Source organism: Corynebacterium aquatimens (assembly GCF_030408395.1).
GTDB classification, from domain to species: domain Bacteria; phylum Actinomycetota; class Actinomycetes; order Mycobacteriales; family Mycobacteriaceae; genus Corynebacterium; species Corynebacterium aquatimens.
This window is the reverse complement of record NZ_CP046980.1, coordinates 2,162,634-2,179,592: the sequence shown is the minus strand read 5'-3', so window position 1 is coordinate 2,179,592 and position 16,959 is coordinate 2,162,634. Positions and strand designations below refer to the sequence as shown.

The 16,959-nt window shown below is 59.6% G+C and carries 12 protein-coding genes and 1 pseudogene; 10 read left to right on the top strand and 3 right to left on the bottom strand.

Going from position 1 to position 16,959, the window contains the following annotated elements; genetic code table 11:
- Positions 1–134 precede the first annotated feature (134 nt).
- The 7 genes and pseudogenes from CAQUA_RS09905 to CAQUA_RS09880 all read left to right on the top strand — a co-directional run bounded on the left by CAQUA_RS09905 (position 135) and on the right by CAQUA_RS09880 (position 10,692).
- Positions 135–4,154, top strand: coding sequence for a DNA-directed RNA polymerase subunit beta' (locus CAQUA_RS09905; protein ID WP_196825272.1), 4,020 nt, complete (start codon positions 135–137; stop codon positions 4,152–4,154).
- Positions 4,155–4,328: 174 nt separating this feature from the next.
- Positions 4,329–6,053, top strand: a complete 1,725-nt coding sequence (locus CAQUA_RS09900; RefSeq protein ID WP_196825273.1) for an LPXTG cell wall anchor domain-containing protein — start codon at positions 4,329–4,331, stop codon at positions 6,051–6,053.
- Between the two features lie 139 nt (positions 6,054–6,192).
- A pseudogene (locus CAQUA_RS09895) lies at positions 6,193–7,489 on the top strand (IS3 family transposase).
- Between the two features lie 130 nt (positions 7,490–7,619).
- Positions 7,620–7,910 (top strand): colicin E3/pyocin S6 family cytotoxin, encoded by a 291-nt coding sequence (locus CAQUA_RS11245; protein WP_353959136.1) that lies wholly within the window; start codon positions 7,620–7,622, stop codon positions 7,908–7,910.
- On the top strand, positions 7,903–8,124 hold the full coding sequence (locus CAQUA_RS09890) for a hypothetical protein (protein WP_196825275.1): 222 nt from the start codon (positions 7,903–7,905) through the stop codon (positions 8,122–8,124). The genes CAQUA_RS11245 and CAQUA_RS09890 overlap by 8 nt, the downstream gene beginning before the upstream one ends.
- A gap of 199 nt (positions 8,125–8,323) precedes the next feature.
- Positions 8,324–9,289: a serine hydrolase domain-containing protein gene (locus CAQUA_RS09885; RefSeq protein ID WP_196825276.1), complete on the top strand. Its 966-nt coding sequence runs from the start codon at positions 8,324–8,326 to the stop codon at positions 9,287–9,289.
- Positions 9,290–9,459: 170 nt separating this feature from the next.
- Entirely contained in the window at positions 9,460–10,692 is a 1,233-nt protein-coding gene (locus tag CAQUA_RS09880; protein ID WP_196825277.1) for an LPXTG cell wall anchor domain-containing protein, read from the top strand.
- 115 nt (positions 10,693–10,807) lie between these two features.
- Here CAQUA_RS09880 and CAQUA_RS09875 read toward each other — a convergent pair whose 3' ends face one another.
- From CAQUA_RS09875 to CAQUA_RS09865, 3 genes are all read right to left on the bottom strand, one after another.
- Positions 10,808–11,461 carry a DUF1707 SHOCT-like domain-containing protein gene (locus CAQUA_RS09875; protein WP_196825278.1) on the bottom strand — a complete coding sequence of 218 codons (654 nt, stop codon included), beginning with the start codon at positions 11,459–11,461 and terminating at the stop codon, positions 10,808–10,810.
- A gap of 233 nt (positions 11,462–11,694) precedes the next feature.
- The gene (locus tag CAQUA_RS09870; RefSeq protein WP_331273462.1) at positions 11,695–12,036 is read right to left on the bottom strand and encodes a DUF3253 domain-containing protein; all 342 of its coding nucleotides are present in this window, start codon (positions 12,034–12,036) and stop codon (positions 11,695–11,697) included.
- Positions 12,029–12,430: a DoxX family protein gene (locus CAQUA_RS09865; RefSeq protein WP_196825279.1), complete on the bottom strand. Its 402-nt coding sequence runs from the start codon at positions 12,428–12,430 to the stop codon at positions 12,029–12,031. Before CAQUA_RS09865 ends, CAQUA_RS09870 begins: the two co-directional genes overlap by 8 nt.
- Positions 12,431–13,693: 1,263 nt before the next feature.
- Between CAQUA_RS09865 and rpsL the strand changes: the two genes are divergently transcribed.
- The 3 genes from rpsL to fusA all read left to right on the top strand — a co-directional run bounded on the left by rpsL (position 13,694) and on the right by fusA (position 16,786).
- A complete protein-coding gene (gene rpsL, locus CAQUA_RS09860; RefSeq protein ID WP_095659207.1) occupies positions 13,694–14,065 on the top strand; it encodes a 30S ribosomal protein S12 in 372 nt (123 codons plus the stop codon).
- Between the two features lie 6 nt (positions 14,066–14,071).
- Positions 14,072–14,539 carry a 30S ribosomal protein S7 gene (rpsG, locus tag CAQUA_RS09855; protein ID WP_196825280.1) on the top strand — a complete coding sequence of 156 codons (468 nt, stop codon included), beginning with the start codon at positions 14,072–14,074 and terminating at the stop codon, positions 14,537–14,539.
- Between the two features lie 123 nt (positions 14,540–14,662).
- Entirely contained in the window at positions 14,663–16,786 is a 2,124-nt protein-coding gene (gene fusA, locus CAQUA_RS09850; protein WP_196825281.1) for an elongation factor G, read from the top strand.
- Positions 16,787–16,959 lie beyond the last annotated feature (173 nt).

The following is a 16,959-nucleotide window of genomic DNA, read 5'->3' as shown; positions in this document are numbered from 1 at the left end:
GCTTAAACGCATTCGCGTTTTCGCTGTGCCAACTGCGGCACGGGGGAAGCACGGAAGCATTCAACCTAAACAACGAAGAACAAATTCAACTTCAAACCCTCCGTCGATAAGCGGAGGGCGAAAGGAACACGTACGTGTTTGACGTCAACCTCTTCGACGAGCTCCGCATCGGCCTGGCCTCCGCTGATGACATCCGCCGTTGGTCCAAGGGCGAGGTGAAAAAGCCTGAGACCATTAACTACCGCACCCTGAAGCCGGAAAAGGACGGCCTGTTCTGCGAGCGCATCTTCGGCCCGACCCGCGACTGGGAGTGCTCCTGCGGTAAATACAAGCGTGTCCGCTACAAGGGCATCGTCTGTGAGCGCTGTGGTGTGGAAGTGACCAAGTCCAAGGTCCGCCGCGAGCGCATGGGCCACATTGAGCTGGCCGCGCCCGTGACCCACATCTGGTACTTCAAGGGTGTGCCGTCGCGCCTGGGTTACCTGCTGGACCTCGCGCCGAAGGATCTTGAGCGCATCATTTACTTCGCGGCCAACATCATCACTAGCGTTGATGAAGAGGCCCGCCACTCTGACATGTCCACCCTTGAGGCGGAAATGGTGCTGGAGAAGAAGGAAATCGAGCAGGACACCGAGTCCGAGATTGCCAAGCGCGCGCAGAAGCTCGAGGAGGACCTCGCTGAGCTTGAGTCCTCTGGTGCGACCGCCGCTGCCCGAAAGAAGGTGCAGAACGCGGCTGATAAGGAAATGTCGCAGATGCGCGACGCCGCTGAGCGCGAGATCGAGCGCCTCGACGAGATCTGGAACACCTTTGTCAAGCTCGCGCCGAAGCAGATGATTATTGACGAGAACCTCTACGAGGAACTCGAAGACCGCTACGAGGACTACTTCACCGGCGGCATGGGCGCAGAAGCGATCCAGACCCTGATCCGCAACTTCGACCTGGATGCCGAGGCAGAAGAGCTGCGCACGATCATCGCTGAGGGCAAGGGCCAGAAGAAGGTCCGCGCACTCAAGCGCCTCAAGGTTGTTGCTGCGTTCCAGCGCTCCGGCAACGACCCGGCCGGCATGATCTTAGATTGCATCCCGGTGATCCCACCGGAGCTGCGCCCGATGGTGCAGCTGGAAGGTGGCCGCTTTGCTACCTCCGACCTGAACGACCTGTACCGTCGCGTGATCAACCGCAACAACCGTCTCAAGCGCATGATTGAGCTCGGCGCGCCAGAGATCATTGTGAACAATGAGAAGCGCATGCTGCAGGAGTCCGTGGACGCGCTGTTCGACAACGGCCGCCGCGGCCGCCCCGTCACTGGCCCGGGTAACCGCCCGCTGAAGTCACTGTCTGACCTGCTGAAGGGTAAGCAGGGCCGCTTCCGCCAGAACCTGCTGGGTAAGCGCGTGGACTACTCCGGTCGTTCCGTGATTATCGTTGGTCCGCAGCTGAAGATGCACGAGTGCGGTCTGCCGAAGCTGATGGCTCTTGAGCTGTTCAAGCCGTTTGTTATGAAGCGTCTTGTGGACAATGACTACGCGCAGAACATCAAGTCCGCCAAGCGCATGGTGGAGCGCCAGCGTCCTGAGGTGTGGGACGTCCTCGAAGAGGCGATTTCTGAGCACCCCGTGCTGCTCAACCGCGCGCCGACGCTGCACCGCCTGGGTATCCAGGCCTTCGAGCCGGTGCTGGTTGAGGGTAAGGCAATCCAGCTGCACCCGCTGGCATGTGAAGCGTTCAACGCCGACTTTGACGGTGACCAGATGGCTGTTCACCTCCCACTGAGCGCTGAGGCGCAGGCAGAGGCACGTATCCTCATGCTGTCGTCGAACAACATTTTGTCCCCGGCATCCGGTAAGCCACTGGCTATGCCGCGCCTGGACATGGTGACCGGCCTGTACTTCCTCACCATGATCAAGGGTGAGGGCGAGATCGGCGGCGAGGGCGCGTACGCCCCCGCCGACGAGAACGGACCCGCACGCGGCTACTACTCCGACTACCGCGAGGCCATCATGGCCTACGACCGTGGTGTTCTGGGCCTGCAGGCGCCGATCAAGGTGCGCATCTCCCACCTTCGCCCGACGGTGGAGATCGAGGCAGAGCAGTTCCCCGACGGCTGGACCAAGGGCGAGCCGTGGACGATCGACACCACGCTCGGCCGCATCCTGTTCAACGAGCTGCTTCCGTTCAACTTCTCGTACCAGGAAGGCGCCATGGTGCGTAAGGGCGGCGGCTCCGGCAAGGTGCTGCTGGGTGACATCATCGCAGCGATGGTGGAGAAGTACCCGATGATCACCGTCGCGCAGACGATGGACAAGCTCAAGGACGCAGGTTTCTACTGGGCGACCCGCTCCGGCATCACCATCTCCATGTCTGACGTGCTCGTGCTCCCGAACAAGACCGAGATCTTGGAGGAGTACGAGAAGGAAGCAGAAGCCATTGAGCGCAAGTTCTGGGAGAAGGGTGCTCTGACGGCAGAGAACCGCTACGACCGCTTGGTTGAGCTCTGGCAGGACGCCACCAACAAGGTGGGTCAGGCTGTCGAGGACATCTACCCGGATGACAACCCGATCCCGATGATCGTGAAGTCCGGTGCTGCCGGTAACATGCGCCAGATCTGGACCCTGGCCGGCATGAAGGGCATGGTCGTGAACTCCCGCGGTGAGTACATCACCCGTCCGATCAAGACCTCCTTCCGCGAGGGCCTGAGCGTGATGGAGTACTTCAACAACTCCCACGGTTCCCGTAAGGGCCTGGCCGATACCGCTCTGCGTACCGCGGACTCCGGCTACCTCACCCGTCGTCTCGTCGACGTTGCGCAGGACGTCATCGTCCGCGAAGAGGACTGCGGCACCGCTCAGGGCGTCAAGGTTCCTGTTGCCGAGGCGATTGGCAACCAGGACACCGGCAACGCCAGCTTCGCGCGCCACGATCTGGTCGAGACGTCCGTCGCGGGCCGTGTTCTTGCCGCTGACGCAAAGGATGCTGACGGCAACGTCGTTCTTGAGGCTGGTTCGGAGCTCTCCGAGGACCACATCGATTCCCTCGTTGCTGCGGGTGTCCCTGAGGTCAAGGTCCGCTCCGTGCTGACCTGCCAGACCCCGACCGGTGTCTGCGCGAAGTGCTACGGCAAGTCCATGGCGTCCGGCAAGCTCGTCGACATCGGTGAGGCAGTCGGTATCGTCGCCGCCCAGTCCATTGGTGAGCCGGGTACCCAGCTGACAATGCGTACCTTCCACCAGGGTGGTGTCGGTGGTGACATTACCGGTGGTCTGCCGCGTGTCCAGGAGCTCTTCGAGGCTCGTGTTCCGAAGAACCGCGCGCCGATCGCGTCGGTCGCCGGCACGATCTCGCTGGAAGACGAAGGCAACTTCTGGACACTGACCATCCACCCGGAGGACGGCTCCGACGATGTTGTCTACGAGAAGCTCTCCAAGCGCCAGGGCCTCGCGCAAGTCCGCCGCCCGATGGAGACCAACCCGGATGCGATGATCGAGCGTTCGCTTCGCGACGGGGACACCGTTGTCGTCGGCGACCGCCTGCTGCGCGGTGCCGCTGACCCGCACGACGTGCTCGAGGTCCTCGGCCGTCGCGGCGTCGAAAAGCACCTTATCGACGAAGTGCAGGCCGTGTACCGCACCCAGGGTGTGTCGATCCACGACAAGCACATTGAGATCATCATCCGCCAGATGCTGCGCCGCGGTACGGTCATCGACTCCGGTACCACCGAGTTCCTCCCCGGTACCCTGGTCGATCTCTCCGAGGCACGCCAGATCAACTCCGCCACCGTGGCTGAAGGCGGCCAGCCCGCTGAGCTGCGCAGTGAGATCATGGGTATCACCAAGGCCTCCCTGGCCACCGAGTCCTGGCTGTCTGCGGCCTCCTTCCAGGAGACCACGCGCGTGCTTACCGACGCGGCGATCAACAAGCGCTCCGACAAGCTCATCGGCCTGAAGGAGAACGTGATCATCGGTAAGCTCATCCCGGCCGGTACCGGCATCTCCCGCTACCGCAACATCTCCGTCAAGCCGACGGAAGCCGCCCGCTCCGCCGCCTACTCCATCCCGTCCATCGGCGATGGCATCTACGGCGACGAAGTCTACGGCGAGTTCACCGGCGCCTCCGTGCCGCTGGACGAGTACGGCTTCGACAGCTACCAGTAGCGCCTAAAACCCCGACTACCCCGCAGGAATCCTCCCGCGGGGTAGTCGGGGTTTTTGTCCACCTTGCGGATCTGGCGACGATTCTTAAGCACGCAAGTGTGATTTTGTCGAGCGAATCAGTAAACTATAGGGGTCTACAAATTCTGGTCGAACTTTTTCACTGAGGAGACCCCTATGAACGCTGCTCACGGCTCTGCACGCCGCGCGCTGACGAAACCCTTGGCCTGGCTTTTCGGTGGCGCACTCGCCGTATCCACGGCGGTGATCGTGCCCGCCACGGCCCAGACCGATACCTCCGCTTCGACCCCGGCCACAACGACCACGAACACCAGCGACACCACTTCTACCTCGCTGGCAGACTCAGCTGCTCCTGTTGTTCCAAGTAAGAACCTAGGAGAACCTGTTGGGCCTGACGATAACGCTGAAACCCCCGAGGTTGATAGAGGCGCAGAAGTTCCTGCGCCCAAACCGGTAAAGGTCTCTATCGCGAATGCGGTGGGCAACGCCAAAGGTGTTGGAACACTTGGTTTGAAGCGCGTTAAGGACGCGGATTCCGGCGAAGAGTCCTACACCTTCAAACTCACCTACGTCGTCCGAGTTCAGAATGATGGTAACGGCGCCACCGCCCCTGCATCGCTTAAGCTCAACACGACACTGCCCGATGGTTTTGTGATTGAGAACGTCACATTCAGTAACCAGTCCCTCTATTCGGAGTCGCTAGCCACGAACAAACTGCAAGCTTCGAACAAGTTTGAGGGTGACGCTAAAGATCAGTTGGTTTTCACAGCACCTGGCATGACGACGCACTATGAGTACGTCGTCACAGGAAAAGTTAACAGCGCCGACGCAAAGGAGGCTGAGACCAAAGATAAACAGTGCGAACAGGATGGCACTGGCGCTTTGACAAAGATTGAGCTAGGCGACGGCGACACTCCCCAGACCGAACTATCTGCTCCCTCCGCGTGCAGCGTAGTGAAGATTCCGACCCTGCTCGTCGAGAGCAAGGTCAACGGCAAGGCTGCAGCGACCGAGGCTGAACCCGCGACCGGCAAGACTGGTGAGTACATCAACATGCTGTTGACCATCACCAATCAGGGTGAGGACAAGCTGACGGGAATTTCGCTGAAGGAGACGACTGTAAAGTCGCAATACACCGACACAATTAGCCCAGCGGTAAGCGAGCAGCTTGCTGGTCGAGTCATTGAACTCGATGGAGGGAAATCTACGGACGTTCGAATTGGCGTGCCGGTGCGCAGCGGTACCTATTCTGGTCTGATCACCGCTACAGGCACGGACTCGAAGGGCACGTCTGTGGCTTCGGCACCTGTGAGCTACAACTTCTCGGGCACGTACGTTGCCCCTCCGTCAACGCCGAAGACCACGACGTCGAGCTCTTCCTCGCCCTCGACCCCGCCGTCCGCGACGCCGTCGCCGACGACCACGACGACGTCCGAGTTGTTCCCGGGGCAGAACCAGCTGATGAGTCTGCTTGGTGGCGCAGGTGGACTTGGCGCGCTGACGGGTGCTGGAAATGGGTTGCGTGGTACGAATGTAACCAGGTCAACCACCACGTCAACCACCACGTCGTCCACCTCCACGGAACCCACCTCTGAGGAAACTGATACTGAGACCGAGGTAGTGGAATCCACCGATGGCACCGGTGGCGGCACGCAATACTCCGCGGGCGATGACTCGGATGAGACCTACGACGACACTTCGGTGGAGGACTCCGACGAGATCGATGAGGATGACACTGACGACGAGGACGAGGACACCGACGAAGACGACGAGGACCTGGCGGACACCGGTGCGAACACCATCATGGTGCTCATGCTGGGCATGGTGTTGATCGCGTTCGGTGGAATGCTGATCACGCGTCGTCGTGAAGAGCGCGTCTAAAACAATCACCCAATAGAAAAGCTCTCCTTCTGAACTGCTCCCCATTAGTTGGACTGAGAAAATCAGTTACCGACGAGTGGGGAGTAGTTTTCATTGAGAGCACGAAGTTCGCTGAGTGAGCATCAGCGCGAGCAGTTGGTTGAACTATTTGGGCAAGGCATGGGCTATAAAGCCGCTGCCAATACTCTTGGTGTTTCCAAAGACGCCGCCCGTATGCTCTATCGTCGATTTACGCTGCATGGCAGGCTATGTCTTGTGGAGAAACCGACTAAGCAGCAGTATTCGTTCGACTTCAAGAAGGAAGTTGTCCAACGCCACCTTGCCGGTGAGACAGCGATGGATCTTGCGCGTGAGTTTGGCCTGTCATCAGACCAGCTAGTTAAAGGGTGGTCGTGGAAATGGCGTAAAGGTGGCGATGAGGCACTAAAACCGAAGCCGAAGGGTAGGCCCAAAGGCTCGGTCGCACCGAAGCCGCTCTCGGAGGAAGAGAAGCTGCGCCGCCAGATCGCACGGTTGGAAGCGGAAAACGCCTACTTAAAAAAATTGCGGGACTTGAGGAACCAGGGACGCGCCTGAAAGTCCAGGCGATTGTCATCCTCAAGTCACAACATCGTCTGCAATACCTTTTGGATGCGGCGGGCATGGCGAGATCGACGTTCTTCTACCACCAGAAACGCCTGCGCGAGCCGGATAAGCACGCTGCGCTCAAAGACGCGATCCGGGAAAGTTTCGAGCGTAATAAGCATCGCTATGGCTACCGACGAGTGCTCCTTGACCTGCGCAACCAGGGGTGGGTGGTCAACCACAAGCTCGTCTACAAGCTCATGTGCGAGATGGGGCTTCGAGCCAAGGTCCGCCAGCGCAGGCCCTATGTTTCCTACGCTGGGATGATCAGCCACATTGCCGCCAACACACTTGACCGCAAGTTCACCCCAGATAAGCCAAATGCCGTCTTTGTCAGCGACGTCACCGAGTTCAGGGTCGCAGGCCGCAAGGTATATCTGTCACCGGTGATGGACCTGTTCGACCGTTCAATCGTTGCCCACACCGTGGCTACATCGCCGTCGACAGCGTTTACTGCCGATTCTTTAGCTATGACGATTCAAACGTGTGCACCTGAACCCGGGTGGATGATGCACACCGATCAAGGCTTCCAGTACCAACACGCCTCCTAGCGCAACCTGATCCACGACAACGGTGGTGTTCAGTCGATGTCGCGTAAAGCCAATTGCTACGACAACGCGGTCATAGAGAACTTCTTCGGTCACTTGAAAACCGAGATGTACCACGGCGAGATCTACGACACCATCGAGGAATTCAACCACGCGATCGATGAATACATCGAGTGGTACAACACCGAACGCATCCAACAACGACTCAAGGGCCTGACCCCGATGCAATATCGGAATCAGGCCCTTGGACCCCTAACCGCCTAGAATTAAACCAGTCCAACTATCGGGGGCTAGTTCATTCGGCGGGGTCTTTTGCTTTGATACCGGGGCCCTAAGTTCCCGGGATCCTCGCAATGCTGGCCGGAAGGCGGGAGCCTGCGGGGTCGGTATCGGAATGGACCCGATTGCGGTTTCGGGCCGTCTAACTATGCGGACGGGAGGGAGCGTTTTGGCCGCGAGTTATATTCCTCGACCGAGGAAGAGCTTTGTCAACAGTTTGGAAAAAGTGCGCGGGCGCGGGGCGCCTCGTTGGAGGGATCGGAAAGCCGGACGTATTTTTGAGTATGACCCCTTGCATGGGCACATTGAGGGCTATAACCTGCAAGGAAAGCATGTTGGAGTGTTCGACGTGATCTCAGGCGAACTAATTGGCCCGGCAGTGAAAGGGAGGAGGATCGATGTTTAAGACTTATGTGGAGGCATGTCTCGAGGGGGACGCTTACCTGGATGAAGTGGATAACTGGGTTGATGCATGGCACGACGATGCCCCCGGAAGTGAGAACCTTTCGCTCGAAGAATTCCTTGGTTTCACTGCGGAGGAATATGCCCGGTGGGCAAGGAATGGGGCTGCTTTGCAAGAGATCCTCGAAAATCGTCGATCGCAGAGGCAGGCCATATAAAGCGAAAAAGTTCTGGTGGCTTCTCGATGTCTCGTGCAATTGGACGAGACATTTTGGATTAAGTAGCAAGAGTGCATCGGCTCGGCAATTTGCCGGATGGACAAGGCTTGCGCCAGGAAGTAAATGGCTGCCGAGAAGGCTAAGACGGAAGCGCACCGCCAGTGGTAAACAACGAACAGCGCAGGTATGACTGGCTGTCATGCTGAAACGCGTAGTTCTCTCTAAAGCCCAAACCGGCGATCAGCGCTTGGCGGGTGTGCTCGTTGCGTTGGGCGCTGAAGCGGGTAAATCCGCCTACCCGCTTCACAATATTGCGGCTTTTGTCCTGGAGGACGGACAAACTCGTTTCGCCGGGCTCGGGGCTGACGAGCACACTGAGTTTGAGATCGGGTCAGTCACGAAGACATTCAATGCTGATCTCCTGGAGCAAGCGATCGAACTGGGTGAGGCTACACCCGACACGACGGTGGAGGATGTGCTTGGGGAGCGGGTGCGTGGCGCGGCAGTATCGACGGCGACGTTGGAAGAACTGGCCAACCACACTTCCGGTTTGCCGCGAACGGGAAAGCAAAGGCTTAGCAACAGGGCGATGGCGATACTGGGCCTGAACCCCGACGTGGGCATCACCCCTGATGATGTTGTCGATCAAGCGTTAGCAGCACAGTTGGAAGAGCGCGGCACCGAGACTTACTCGAACCTTGGCCACGACTTGCTGGGGTTGCTGCTAGCTGAATGCGCGGGGTCAACTTATCCCGAGTTGATCAAGCAGCGGGTTCTCGACCCGTTGGGCATGAAGGAGACCTATGTGGCACTGCCCGGAACTGTGGGGCCGGACAAACCGCGGGGAGTGTCCGTGCTCGGCTGGCGTATCCAGGCATGGGAGATGGATGGCACGGCTCCTTCCGGTGGGTTGCGGTCCACTGCCATCGACATGGCGCGATACGCCGCACACGCGCTCGAGCGGGGCAACTTCCGATTCACTTGGAACAACATCGCGGGTACCGGGCTGTACTGGCATAACGGCGGGACACTCGGGTTCTCGTCCATGCTGCTGCTCGACACGGACAAGCAGCGAGCGTCGTTTGTCGTGGCCGACTCGTATACGGACATTGAATCGTTAGCGTTCGAACTTCTCGGGCTGGAGGACCCAGCTAAGAAGAAGTGAGACCGCGATTTGGTGCGGAACGGCACCCTGCACTAAGGTTCATCATCGAAGTTTGAACGGTCCGCACAAAGGGCACGTTCGAGCAGTTTTATGTGCTTGGCATTGAGAACACCGGCCAAACAGCAGGTAGTCCCGAATCAGTCAAGTTTGACGTGAAGGACACGGGCGGCGTGCAGCTAACTTCGGCTAAATTCAACCTCAAGGACGCTGCACTCAAAGGCAACGCGTTCACGGTTTCCAAAGCCGAAGCACAGCTTAAAGATGTACCAACTCCTAGCATCACCTGGTACGAAGTGTCCGTTCAAGGAACCGTTGCAGCGGAAAATGCTGCGGGGGTCGCCAAATGCGGGCAACAACCCGGGCTGACCGTCGGAAAGCCGGCTCTTGAACTCTTCGTCAACCCAGGTGCGGCCGGCGATGGGAAAGTACTCTCCGCCACATCTGCGTTCTGTATTCCAGATTTGGTAGTCAGTTCCCGGGTTCACTCGCCTGGGGGAAGCGCCAAAGCCCTTACTATCGCCGAGCCTTCAACGCCCAATGAAGGCGATTCCATCACTGTGTTCTATGAAGTCAAGAACACGAGTGGTGAAGAGATTAAGGGAATCAAGCTGAGTGAACAGCAGGTCCAAGACGTTGCTCATTTGCGCAAGGACCAAGCTGCATATGTCAAAGCGCTGAATGAAGAATTGGCGGTGGTGCCAGCGTTTGATCTCAAACCAAATGGGTCCAAAACTGTCGAGGTCAACGTTAAGGCTCCAGCTGGTAGGTACAAGGGTGAAGCGGTAGCCACTGGCGCGACGGGGAATCTCCGAGAGACAGTTGCTTCAGTGCCAGAGCCAATCGAAATCATCGGCAAAGAGGTGAAACCCACGCAAACACCAGCTTCTACGACTGCCACCACGGTCACGGTGACGGCGACGCCAAGTGCGTCTAAGACAACGCCGACGCCGACGTCCGAGTTGTTCCCGGGGCAGAACCAGCTGATGGGTCTGCTTGGTGGCGCGGGTGGACTTGGCGCGCTGGCGGGTGCTGGAAATGGGCTGCGTGGTACGAATGTAACCAGGTCAACCACCACGTCAACCACCACGTCGTCCACCTCCACGGAACCCACCTCTGAGGAAACTGATACTGAGACCGAGGTAGTGGAATCCACCGATGGCACCGGTGGCGGCACGCAGTACTCCGCGGGCGATGACTCGGATGAGACCTACGACGACACTTCGGTGGAGGACTCCGACGAGATCGATGAGGATGACACTGACGACGAGGACGAGGACACCGAAGAAGACGACGAGGACCTGGCGGACACCGGTGCGAACACCATCATGGTGCTCATGCTGGGCATGGTGTTGATCGCGTTCGGTGGAATGCTGATCACGCGTCGTCGTGAAGAGCGCGTCTAAACCAATCAGCCAATAGAAAAGCTCTCCTTCGGGAGAGCTTCTTGTTTGCCCCAAACGGTGGCTGTTGGCTGTGCGCGGCTAGCCGTAGGCGTCGATAAGCATGAGCGAGCGGGGACTACAGGACGGCGTCGCGGTTGGCGCGGATCACTTCCACACCGCCCATCAGGGCAAAGCCGGTGATGGTGATGGTCGGGGCGTCGGCAGGAAGATCGGCTTGCGCGATGGTGACGCTGCGGTGATCGGTGACGCCGAAACCGCCCATAAACGCGGTGCCGTCGCATTTGACGTGAACATCTTCAGGGACGATGATCTCCACCCCGCCCATGAAAGCCAGCGCGCGAATTGTGGTGTTACGGCTGCTGAGGCGGGCTTTCAGCAGGTTGACTTCCGTGCCGCCCATGAACGCAAACGACGTGTGGCTCGAGTTGACCAGCCAGTCACCGGACCGCTCAACGCCACCCATGACTGCAATGGATGTGGCCACGCCGCCCGGCTCACCCGTGACGTAGTCAGGGAGCCGTTTGCTTCTGGTAGCGGGCTCATGCTTATCGACGGGAACCAAATCCCTCGTCAGACCCTCCAACTCATCGGCGAAGACGGCGTTCCATGCTGCGGAAGTGCGCTCATCAAATTCAGTGGTGTTGAGCTGACCATCAGCGTATGCGGCGGCGAGGAAATCCGTGGCGTCGGTGCGCTGGGCCTGGGACGCGCGCTTGCGGGGGAGGTTGTTTGGTTCAGGAACAGCGGGGACATCAGATTCGGTGCTCATACCTTAATTTTAGGCAGTCAGAACGTGTTTTCGTTGGGATTTAGTCTTCGGCAGCCCCGCGCCGGCGCCCGCGCCGACCCAATGCCGCCCCGCCCCAATCCTGACCCATTCCAGCCCATCCTGAATTTGCTGACACCTGAAGCTCCACGGTTCGACGTTTGCCCAGGTTGCTATCCCCAAGGGAGGGTGCAAGTGTCAGCAGATTCAGGAATGTTGCCTGGGACCCAAAAGGATTAAGACCAATTGGGGCCGCGGCGGATACGGATGGGGCCGCTGAGCTCCTCGGGATCATGGTTCGGGTCAACCGTGGCGTCCCCTTGAGTGATCTTCACGACGCCGTCCCGCGCAAGGCCAAACGCCACCGCCCTGATCGGGGCCATAAGGTCCCTCCAGCCTTCTGCGCCTTTGGATTCCTCTGGTTGCGCGGGGCGGATTCGACGCGCGACCTCCGACGGGCAGATCGAAGACTCAGCTTTTTGGTCACCGAGCAGGTCAACAATGGTGTCACCAAGGGTGTCGTCCATGGTGTCGTCGATGGCGCCGGCCACGGTGGAGGGTCGATCGTTGCTAGTCATTGGACTTGAAAATGCGCCATGCCGCAGTGACTAGCGGCACCTGGAGGGGCAGGCGAGCCAGCGACCCCAGGAAGTAGGGCAGCGGTTTGTTGCGCCACAGGTACGACATGTAGAAATTGCCCGGCCAAACAGCCAGGAGCAACAGTGCGCTGAACAGGCCGCCGGCCCTGCGGGTTCGATCATTGCTGAGCAGCGCGGCGGCCGCGAGCTCCGCGGCACCGGAGACATAGGTGTATGTCCGTCGTGAACCTGGCAGCTCAGGTGGAACGATTTGGTCGAAGGGTTTGGGGGTGAGGAAGTGCAAGGCCCCAGCAGTGCCGAAAAGCGGCAAGAGGAAGCGCTCCATTCCGCGTTGGAACCGGGAAGTGGATGCGGACTTGAGTGTGCGTTTCATTGCAGCGAGTCTACTGGGTTTCTACCGGGTCCCCGCGGGTTCCAACTGGTTTCTCCGGCTCCCGCTGGTTTCACCGGGCCCCGCGCCCGGGTTTAGGAGGGCGATCCTGACGATGTTGACACTCCTGGGGGGTGCAAAACCTCGTTATCCCAGGTCGGCCTCGCTGAAATCTGGCGGAGGTGTCAGCATCGTCAGGCGGGGGTTGTTTGGGGTGGTTATCTGAGGGTATTTGTGGGCAGCGCGGGGGCGGGGCGGGGGCGGTGCTGCGGCAGTGGGAGCGATCCATGGCAGTCGGTTTTCTGGGTTCAGGAAGACAATCCTGACGATGTTGACAGTCCTGGGGGTGCAAAACCTCGTTATGCCAGGTCGGCTTCGCTGAGATGAGGCAGAGGTGTCAGCATCGTCAGGCGGGGTCTATTTGGAGGCAGGGCGGGGGCCGGGGCGGTGCAGTGGTGGGGGTGCTTCAGCGGCGGTGGGAGCGATCCATGGCAGCTGGTTTGTCTGGGTTCAGGAGGGCGATCCTGACGATGTTGACACTTGCGGCGGGTGCAAAACCTCGTTATGCCAGGTCGGCTTCGCTGAGATGGGGCAGAGGTATCAGCATCGTCAGGCGGGGGGTTATTTGGGGTGGTTGTCTGGGGGTATTTGGTGGCAGCGCGGGGGCGGTGCTGCGGCGGTGGCGGCGTTGGCGGTGGGAGCGATCCATGGCAGCTGGTTTGTCGGGGTTCAGCGGGTGATCCTGACGATGTTGACACTCGCGGCGGGTGCAAAACCTCGTTATCCCAGGTCGGCTTCGCTGAGATGGGGCGGAGGTGTCAGCATCGTCAGGTGGGGGGTATTTGGGAGGCAGGGCGGGGGCCGGGTCGGTGCTGCGGCGGTGGGGGCGACGGGGTTGCCGCGGCGGTGGGCGGCGGAGCTGGGGGAGCTGGTGACGGGATTTGCGATCACCAGCCACGGTGCGCTAGATTTATCCACGATTTCGCGCGTGTTTTCACGCTGCGTCGCATCATGCGGCAGGGCCCCGGAAAAGAGCCCCTATTTTTGCATGTATGGGCGCATTTGCTTAGCGGCGTAATCAGGAACGAGCAGGCTCGGCCGGCAGTGGTCGGCAGTGGCTAGGATCGTTCAGGATTGCGGCCCGCGGGCGGGGCGGAAAGAAGTTGAGACTGAACTGGAAAGTCCAGGAAAGTCCAGGACAGCCCAGGAAAATCTGGGACTCTCCAGGAATCCAGAAAAGCAAAGAAAGAACAAGAAAGAGGCTGTATGCCAACTATTCAGCAGCTGGTCCGCAAGGGCCGCCACGATAAGAAGACGAAGGTCGCTACGGCTGCCCTGAAGGGCTCCCCGCAGCGTCGCGGTGTGTGCACCCGTGTGTACACGACCACCCCGAAGAAGCCGAACTCGGCTCTGCGTAAGGTCGCGCGTGTGCGTCTGACCTCCGGCATCGAGGTGTCCGCATACATTCCGGGTGAGGGCCACAACCTGCAGGAGCACTCCATGGTGCTCGTGCGTGGTGGTCGTGTGAAGGACCTCCCGGGTGTCCGTTACAAGATCATCCGCGGCGCGCTGGATACCCAGGGCGTTAAGGACCGTAAGCAGGCTCGTTCCCGCTACGGCGCGAAGAAGGGACAGTAAAGAACAATGCGTAAACAGCAAGCTCCGAAGCGTCCCGTTGTCAAGGACCCGGTGTACAACTCTGAAATCGTGACCCAGCTGGTCAACAAGGTTCTGCAGGACGGCAAGAAGTCCACCGCCGAGCGCATCGTGTACGGCGCGTTGGAGATCTGCCGTGAGAAGACCGGTACGGATCCGGTTCTCACCCTGGAGAAGGCTTTGGGCAACATCCGCCCGGACCTTGAGGTTCGTTCCCGTCGTGTCGGTGGTGCTACCTACCAGGTGCCGGTGGAGGTCCGCCCGGGCCGTTCCAACACGCTGGCTCTGCGCTGGATGGTCACGTTCACCCGCCAGCGTCGTGAGAACACCATGACGGAGCGTCTGGCTAATGAGATCCTGGACGCATCCAACGGTCTCGGCGCATCCGTCAAGCGTCGCGAAGACACGCACAAGATGGCGGAAGCCAACCGTGCGTTCGCACACTACCGCTGGTAAGAGCCTGCTTATCGACGGCTCCCGGTCGTCGATAAGCGACTTAACCTGCCGAATATGCCAGTTGATGGCAGAATCGGCTGAGCAAGACATTATTCGCTAACAACGTAAGTTGGGGTAACAAACGTGGCACAAGAAGTGCTTAAGGACCTAAACAAGGTCCGCAACATCGGCATCATGGCCCACATCGATGCCGGTAAGACCACCACCACCGAGCGCATCCTGTTCTACACGGGTATCAACCGCAGGGTCGGCGAGACCCACGACGGTGGCGCTACCACGGACTGGATGGAGCAGGAGAAAGAGCGCGGCATCACCATTACGTCCGCTGCTGTGACCTGTTTCTGGAACGGTAACCAGATCAACATCATCGACACCCCGGGCCACGTGGACTTCACCGTTGAGGTGGAGCGTTCCCTGCGCGTGCTCGATGGTGCAGTTGCTGTCTTCGACGGTAAAGAGGGTGTGGAGCCCCAGTCGGAGCAGGTGTGGCGTCAGGCCGCGAAGTACGACGTTCCGCGTATCTGCTTTGTCAACAAGATGGACAAGCTGGGCGCAGACTTCTTCTACACGGTTCAGACGATCGTCGACCGCCTGGGTGCTAAGCCGCTGGTTATGCAGATCCCGATCGGTGCTGAGGATGACTTCGACGGTGTCGTCGACCTCATCGAGATGAAGGCACTGACCTGGCGCGGCAAGACCGAGATCGGTACTGAGGCGACCGTGGAGGAGATCCCGGCTGACCTGCAGGACAAGGCTGAGGAATACCGCGAGAAGCTGCTTGAGACCGTCGCTGAGTCCGACGAAGAGCTCATGGAGAAGTACTTCGGCGGCGAAGAGCTGACCAAAGAGGAGATCAAGGCTGCCATCCGCAAGATGACGGTGAACTCCGAGATCTACCCGGTTTACTGTGGTACGGCTTACCGCAACAAGGGTGTCCAGCCGCTGCTCGACGCGATTGTGGACTACCTGCCGAACCCGCTGGACATCGGTGAGGTTCACGGCAGCGCTGTGGGCGACGAGTCCACCGAGATCACCCGCAAGCCGAGCGTCGACGAGCCGTTCTCCGCGCTGGCGTTCAAGATCGCCGTTCACCCGTTCTTCGGCAAGCTGACCTACGTCCGTGTTTACTCGGGCAAGGTTGAGCCGGGCGAGCAGATGCTCAACTCCACGAAGAACAAGAAGGAGCGCGTGGGCAAGCTCTTCCAGATGCACGCGAACAAGGAGAACCCGGTTGAGGAAGCTCTGGCCGGTAACATCTACGCGTTCATCGGCCTGAAGGACACCACCACCGGTGACACTCTCTGTGCTGCGGATTCCCCGGTCATCCTCGAGTCCATGGACTTCCCGGACCCGGTTATCCAGGTTGCTATTGAGCCGAAGACGAAGGCGGACCAGGAGAAGCTGGGTACCGCTATTCAGAAGCTGGCTGAAGAGGACCCGACATTCACCGTCCGTCTGGACGAAGAGTCTGGCCAGACCGTCATCGGCGGTATGGGCGAGCTCCACCTCGACGTTCTGGTTGACCGCATGAAGCGCGAGTTCAAGGTCGAAGCGAACATCGGTTCCCCACAGGTTGCGTACCGCGAGACCATCCGCAAGAAGGTCGAGTCCCTGGACTACACCCACAAGAAGCAGACTGGTGGTTCCGGTCAGTTCGCGAAGGTCATCGTCACCATCGAGCCGTACGAGCCGGACCCGGAGACGCTGGAAGAGGGCCAGAGCGCAACCTACGCGTTCGAGAACGCCGTCACCGGTGGTCGCGTGCCGAAGGAGTACATCCCGTCCGTCGACGCTGGTATCCAGGATGCAATGCAGTACGGCTACTTGGCCGGCTACCCGCTGGTCAACATCAAGGCCACGCTGGAAGACGGCGCGTACCACGACGTTGACTCCTCGGAAATGGCCTTCAAGCTGGCTGGTTCCCAGGTGCTCAAGGAAGCTGTTGCTAAGGCGAAGCCGGTTCTGCTCGAGCCGGTCATGGCCGTCGAGGTCGTGACTCCGGAGGAGTACATGGGTACCGTCAACGGCGACATTTCCTCTCGCCGTGGCCAGGTCTACGCAATGGAGGACCGCTCCGGTGCGAAGATCGTCCGCGCAAAGGTTCCGCTCTCCGAGATGTTCGGTTACATTGGTGACCTGCGTTCCTCGACCGCGGGCCGCGCGAACTTCTCCATGGTGTTCGACTCCTACGCAGAGGTGCCGCAGAGCATCGCTCAGGAGATCATGGAAGAGCGCAACGGGGCTTAAAAATCCCCACGACGATTAGGAGGGGGCAGTGCCTGCCCTCCGATCGTCGATAAGCGATAATGCTTTTCCGTGAAGCGCTTCTACGCTCTAGGGTTTGAAAAACTCCGGCGGCGCTTCTAGGATCATGTAACTGGCACATTTTACGAAGAAAACCAACGTGGCTGCGATTACTC

Bases quoted from the DNA above. Each gene is read 5' to 3' on its own strand.
- CAQUA_RS09900 (WP_196825273.1), top strand. From the start codon at position 4,329: ATGAACGCTGCTCACGGCTCTGCACGCCGCGCGCTGACGAAACCCTTG.
- CAQUA_RS11245 (WP_353959136.1), top strand. From the start codon at position 7,620: ATGGACCCGATTGCGGTTTCGGGCCGTCTAACTATGCGGACGGGAGGG.
- CAQUA_RS09890 (WP_196825275.1), top strand. From the start codon at position 7,903: ATGTTTAAGACTTATGTGGAGGCATGTCTCGAGGGGGACGCTTACCTG.
- CAQUA_RS09885 (WP_196825276.1), top strand. From the start codon at position 8,324: ATGCTGAAACGCGTAGTTCTCTCTAAAGCCCAAACCGGCGATCAGCGC.
- CAQUA_RS09875 (WP_196825278.1), bottom strand. From the start codon at position 11,461: ATGAGCACCGAATCTGATGTCCCCGCTGTTCCTGAACCAAACAACCTC.
- CAQUA_RS09870 (WP_331273462.1), bottom strand. From the start codon at position 12,036: ATGACTAGCAACGATCGACCCTCCACCGTGGCCGGCGCCATCGACGAC.
- CAQUA_RS09865 (WP_196825279.1), bottom strand. From the start codon at position 12,430: ATGAAACGCACACTCAAGTCCGCATCCACTTCCCGGTTCCAACGCGGA.
- rpsL (WP_095659207.1), top strand. From the start codon at position 13,694: ATGCCAACTATTCAGCAGCTGGTCCGCAAGGGCCGCCACGATAAGAAG.
- rpsG (WP_196825280.1), top strand. From the start codon at position 14,072: ATGCGTAAACAGCAAGCTCCGAAGCGTCCCGTTGTCAAGGACCCGGTG.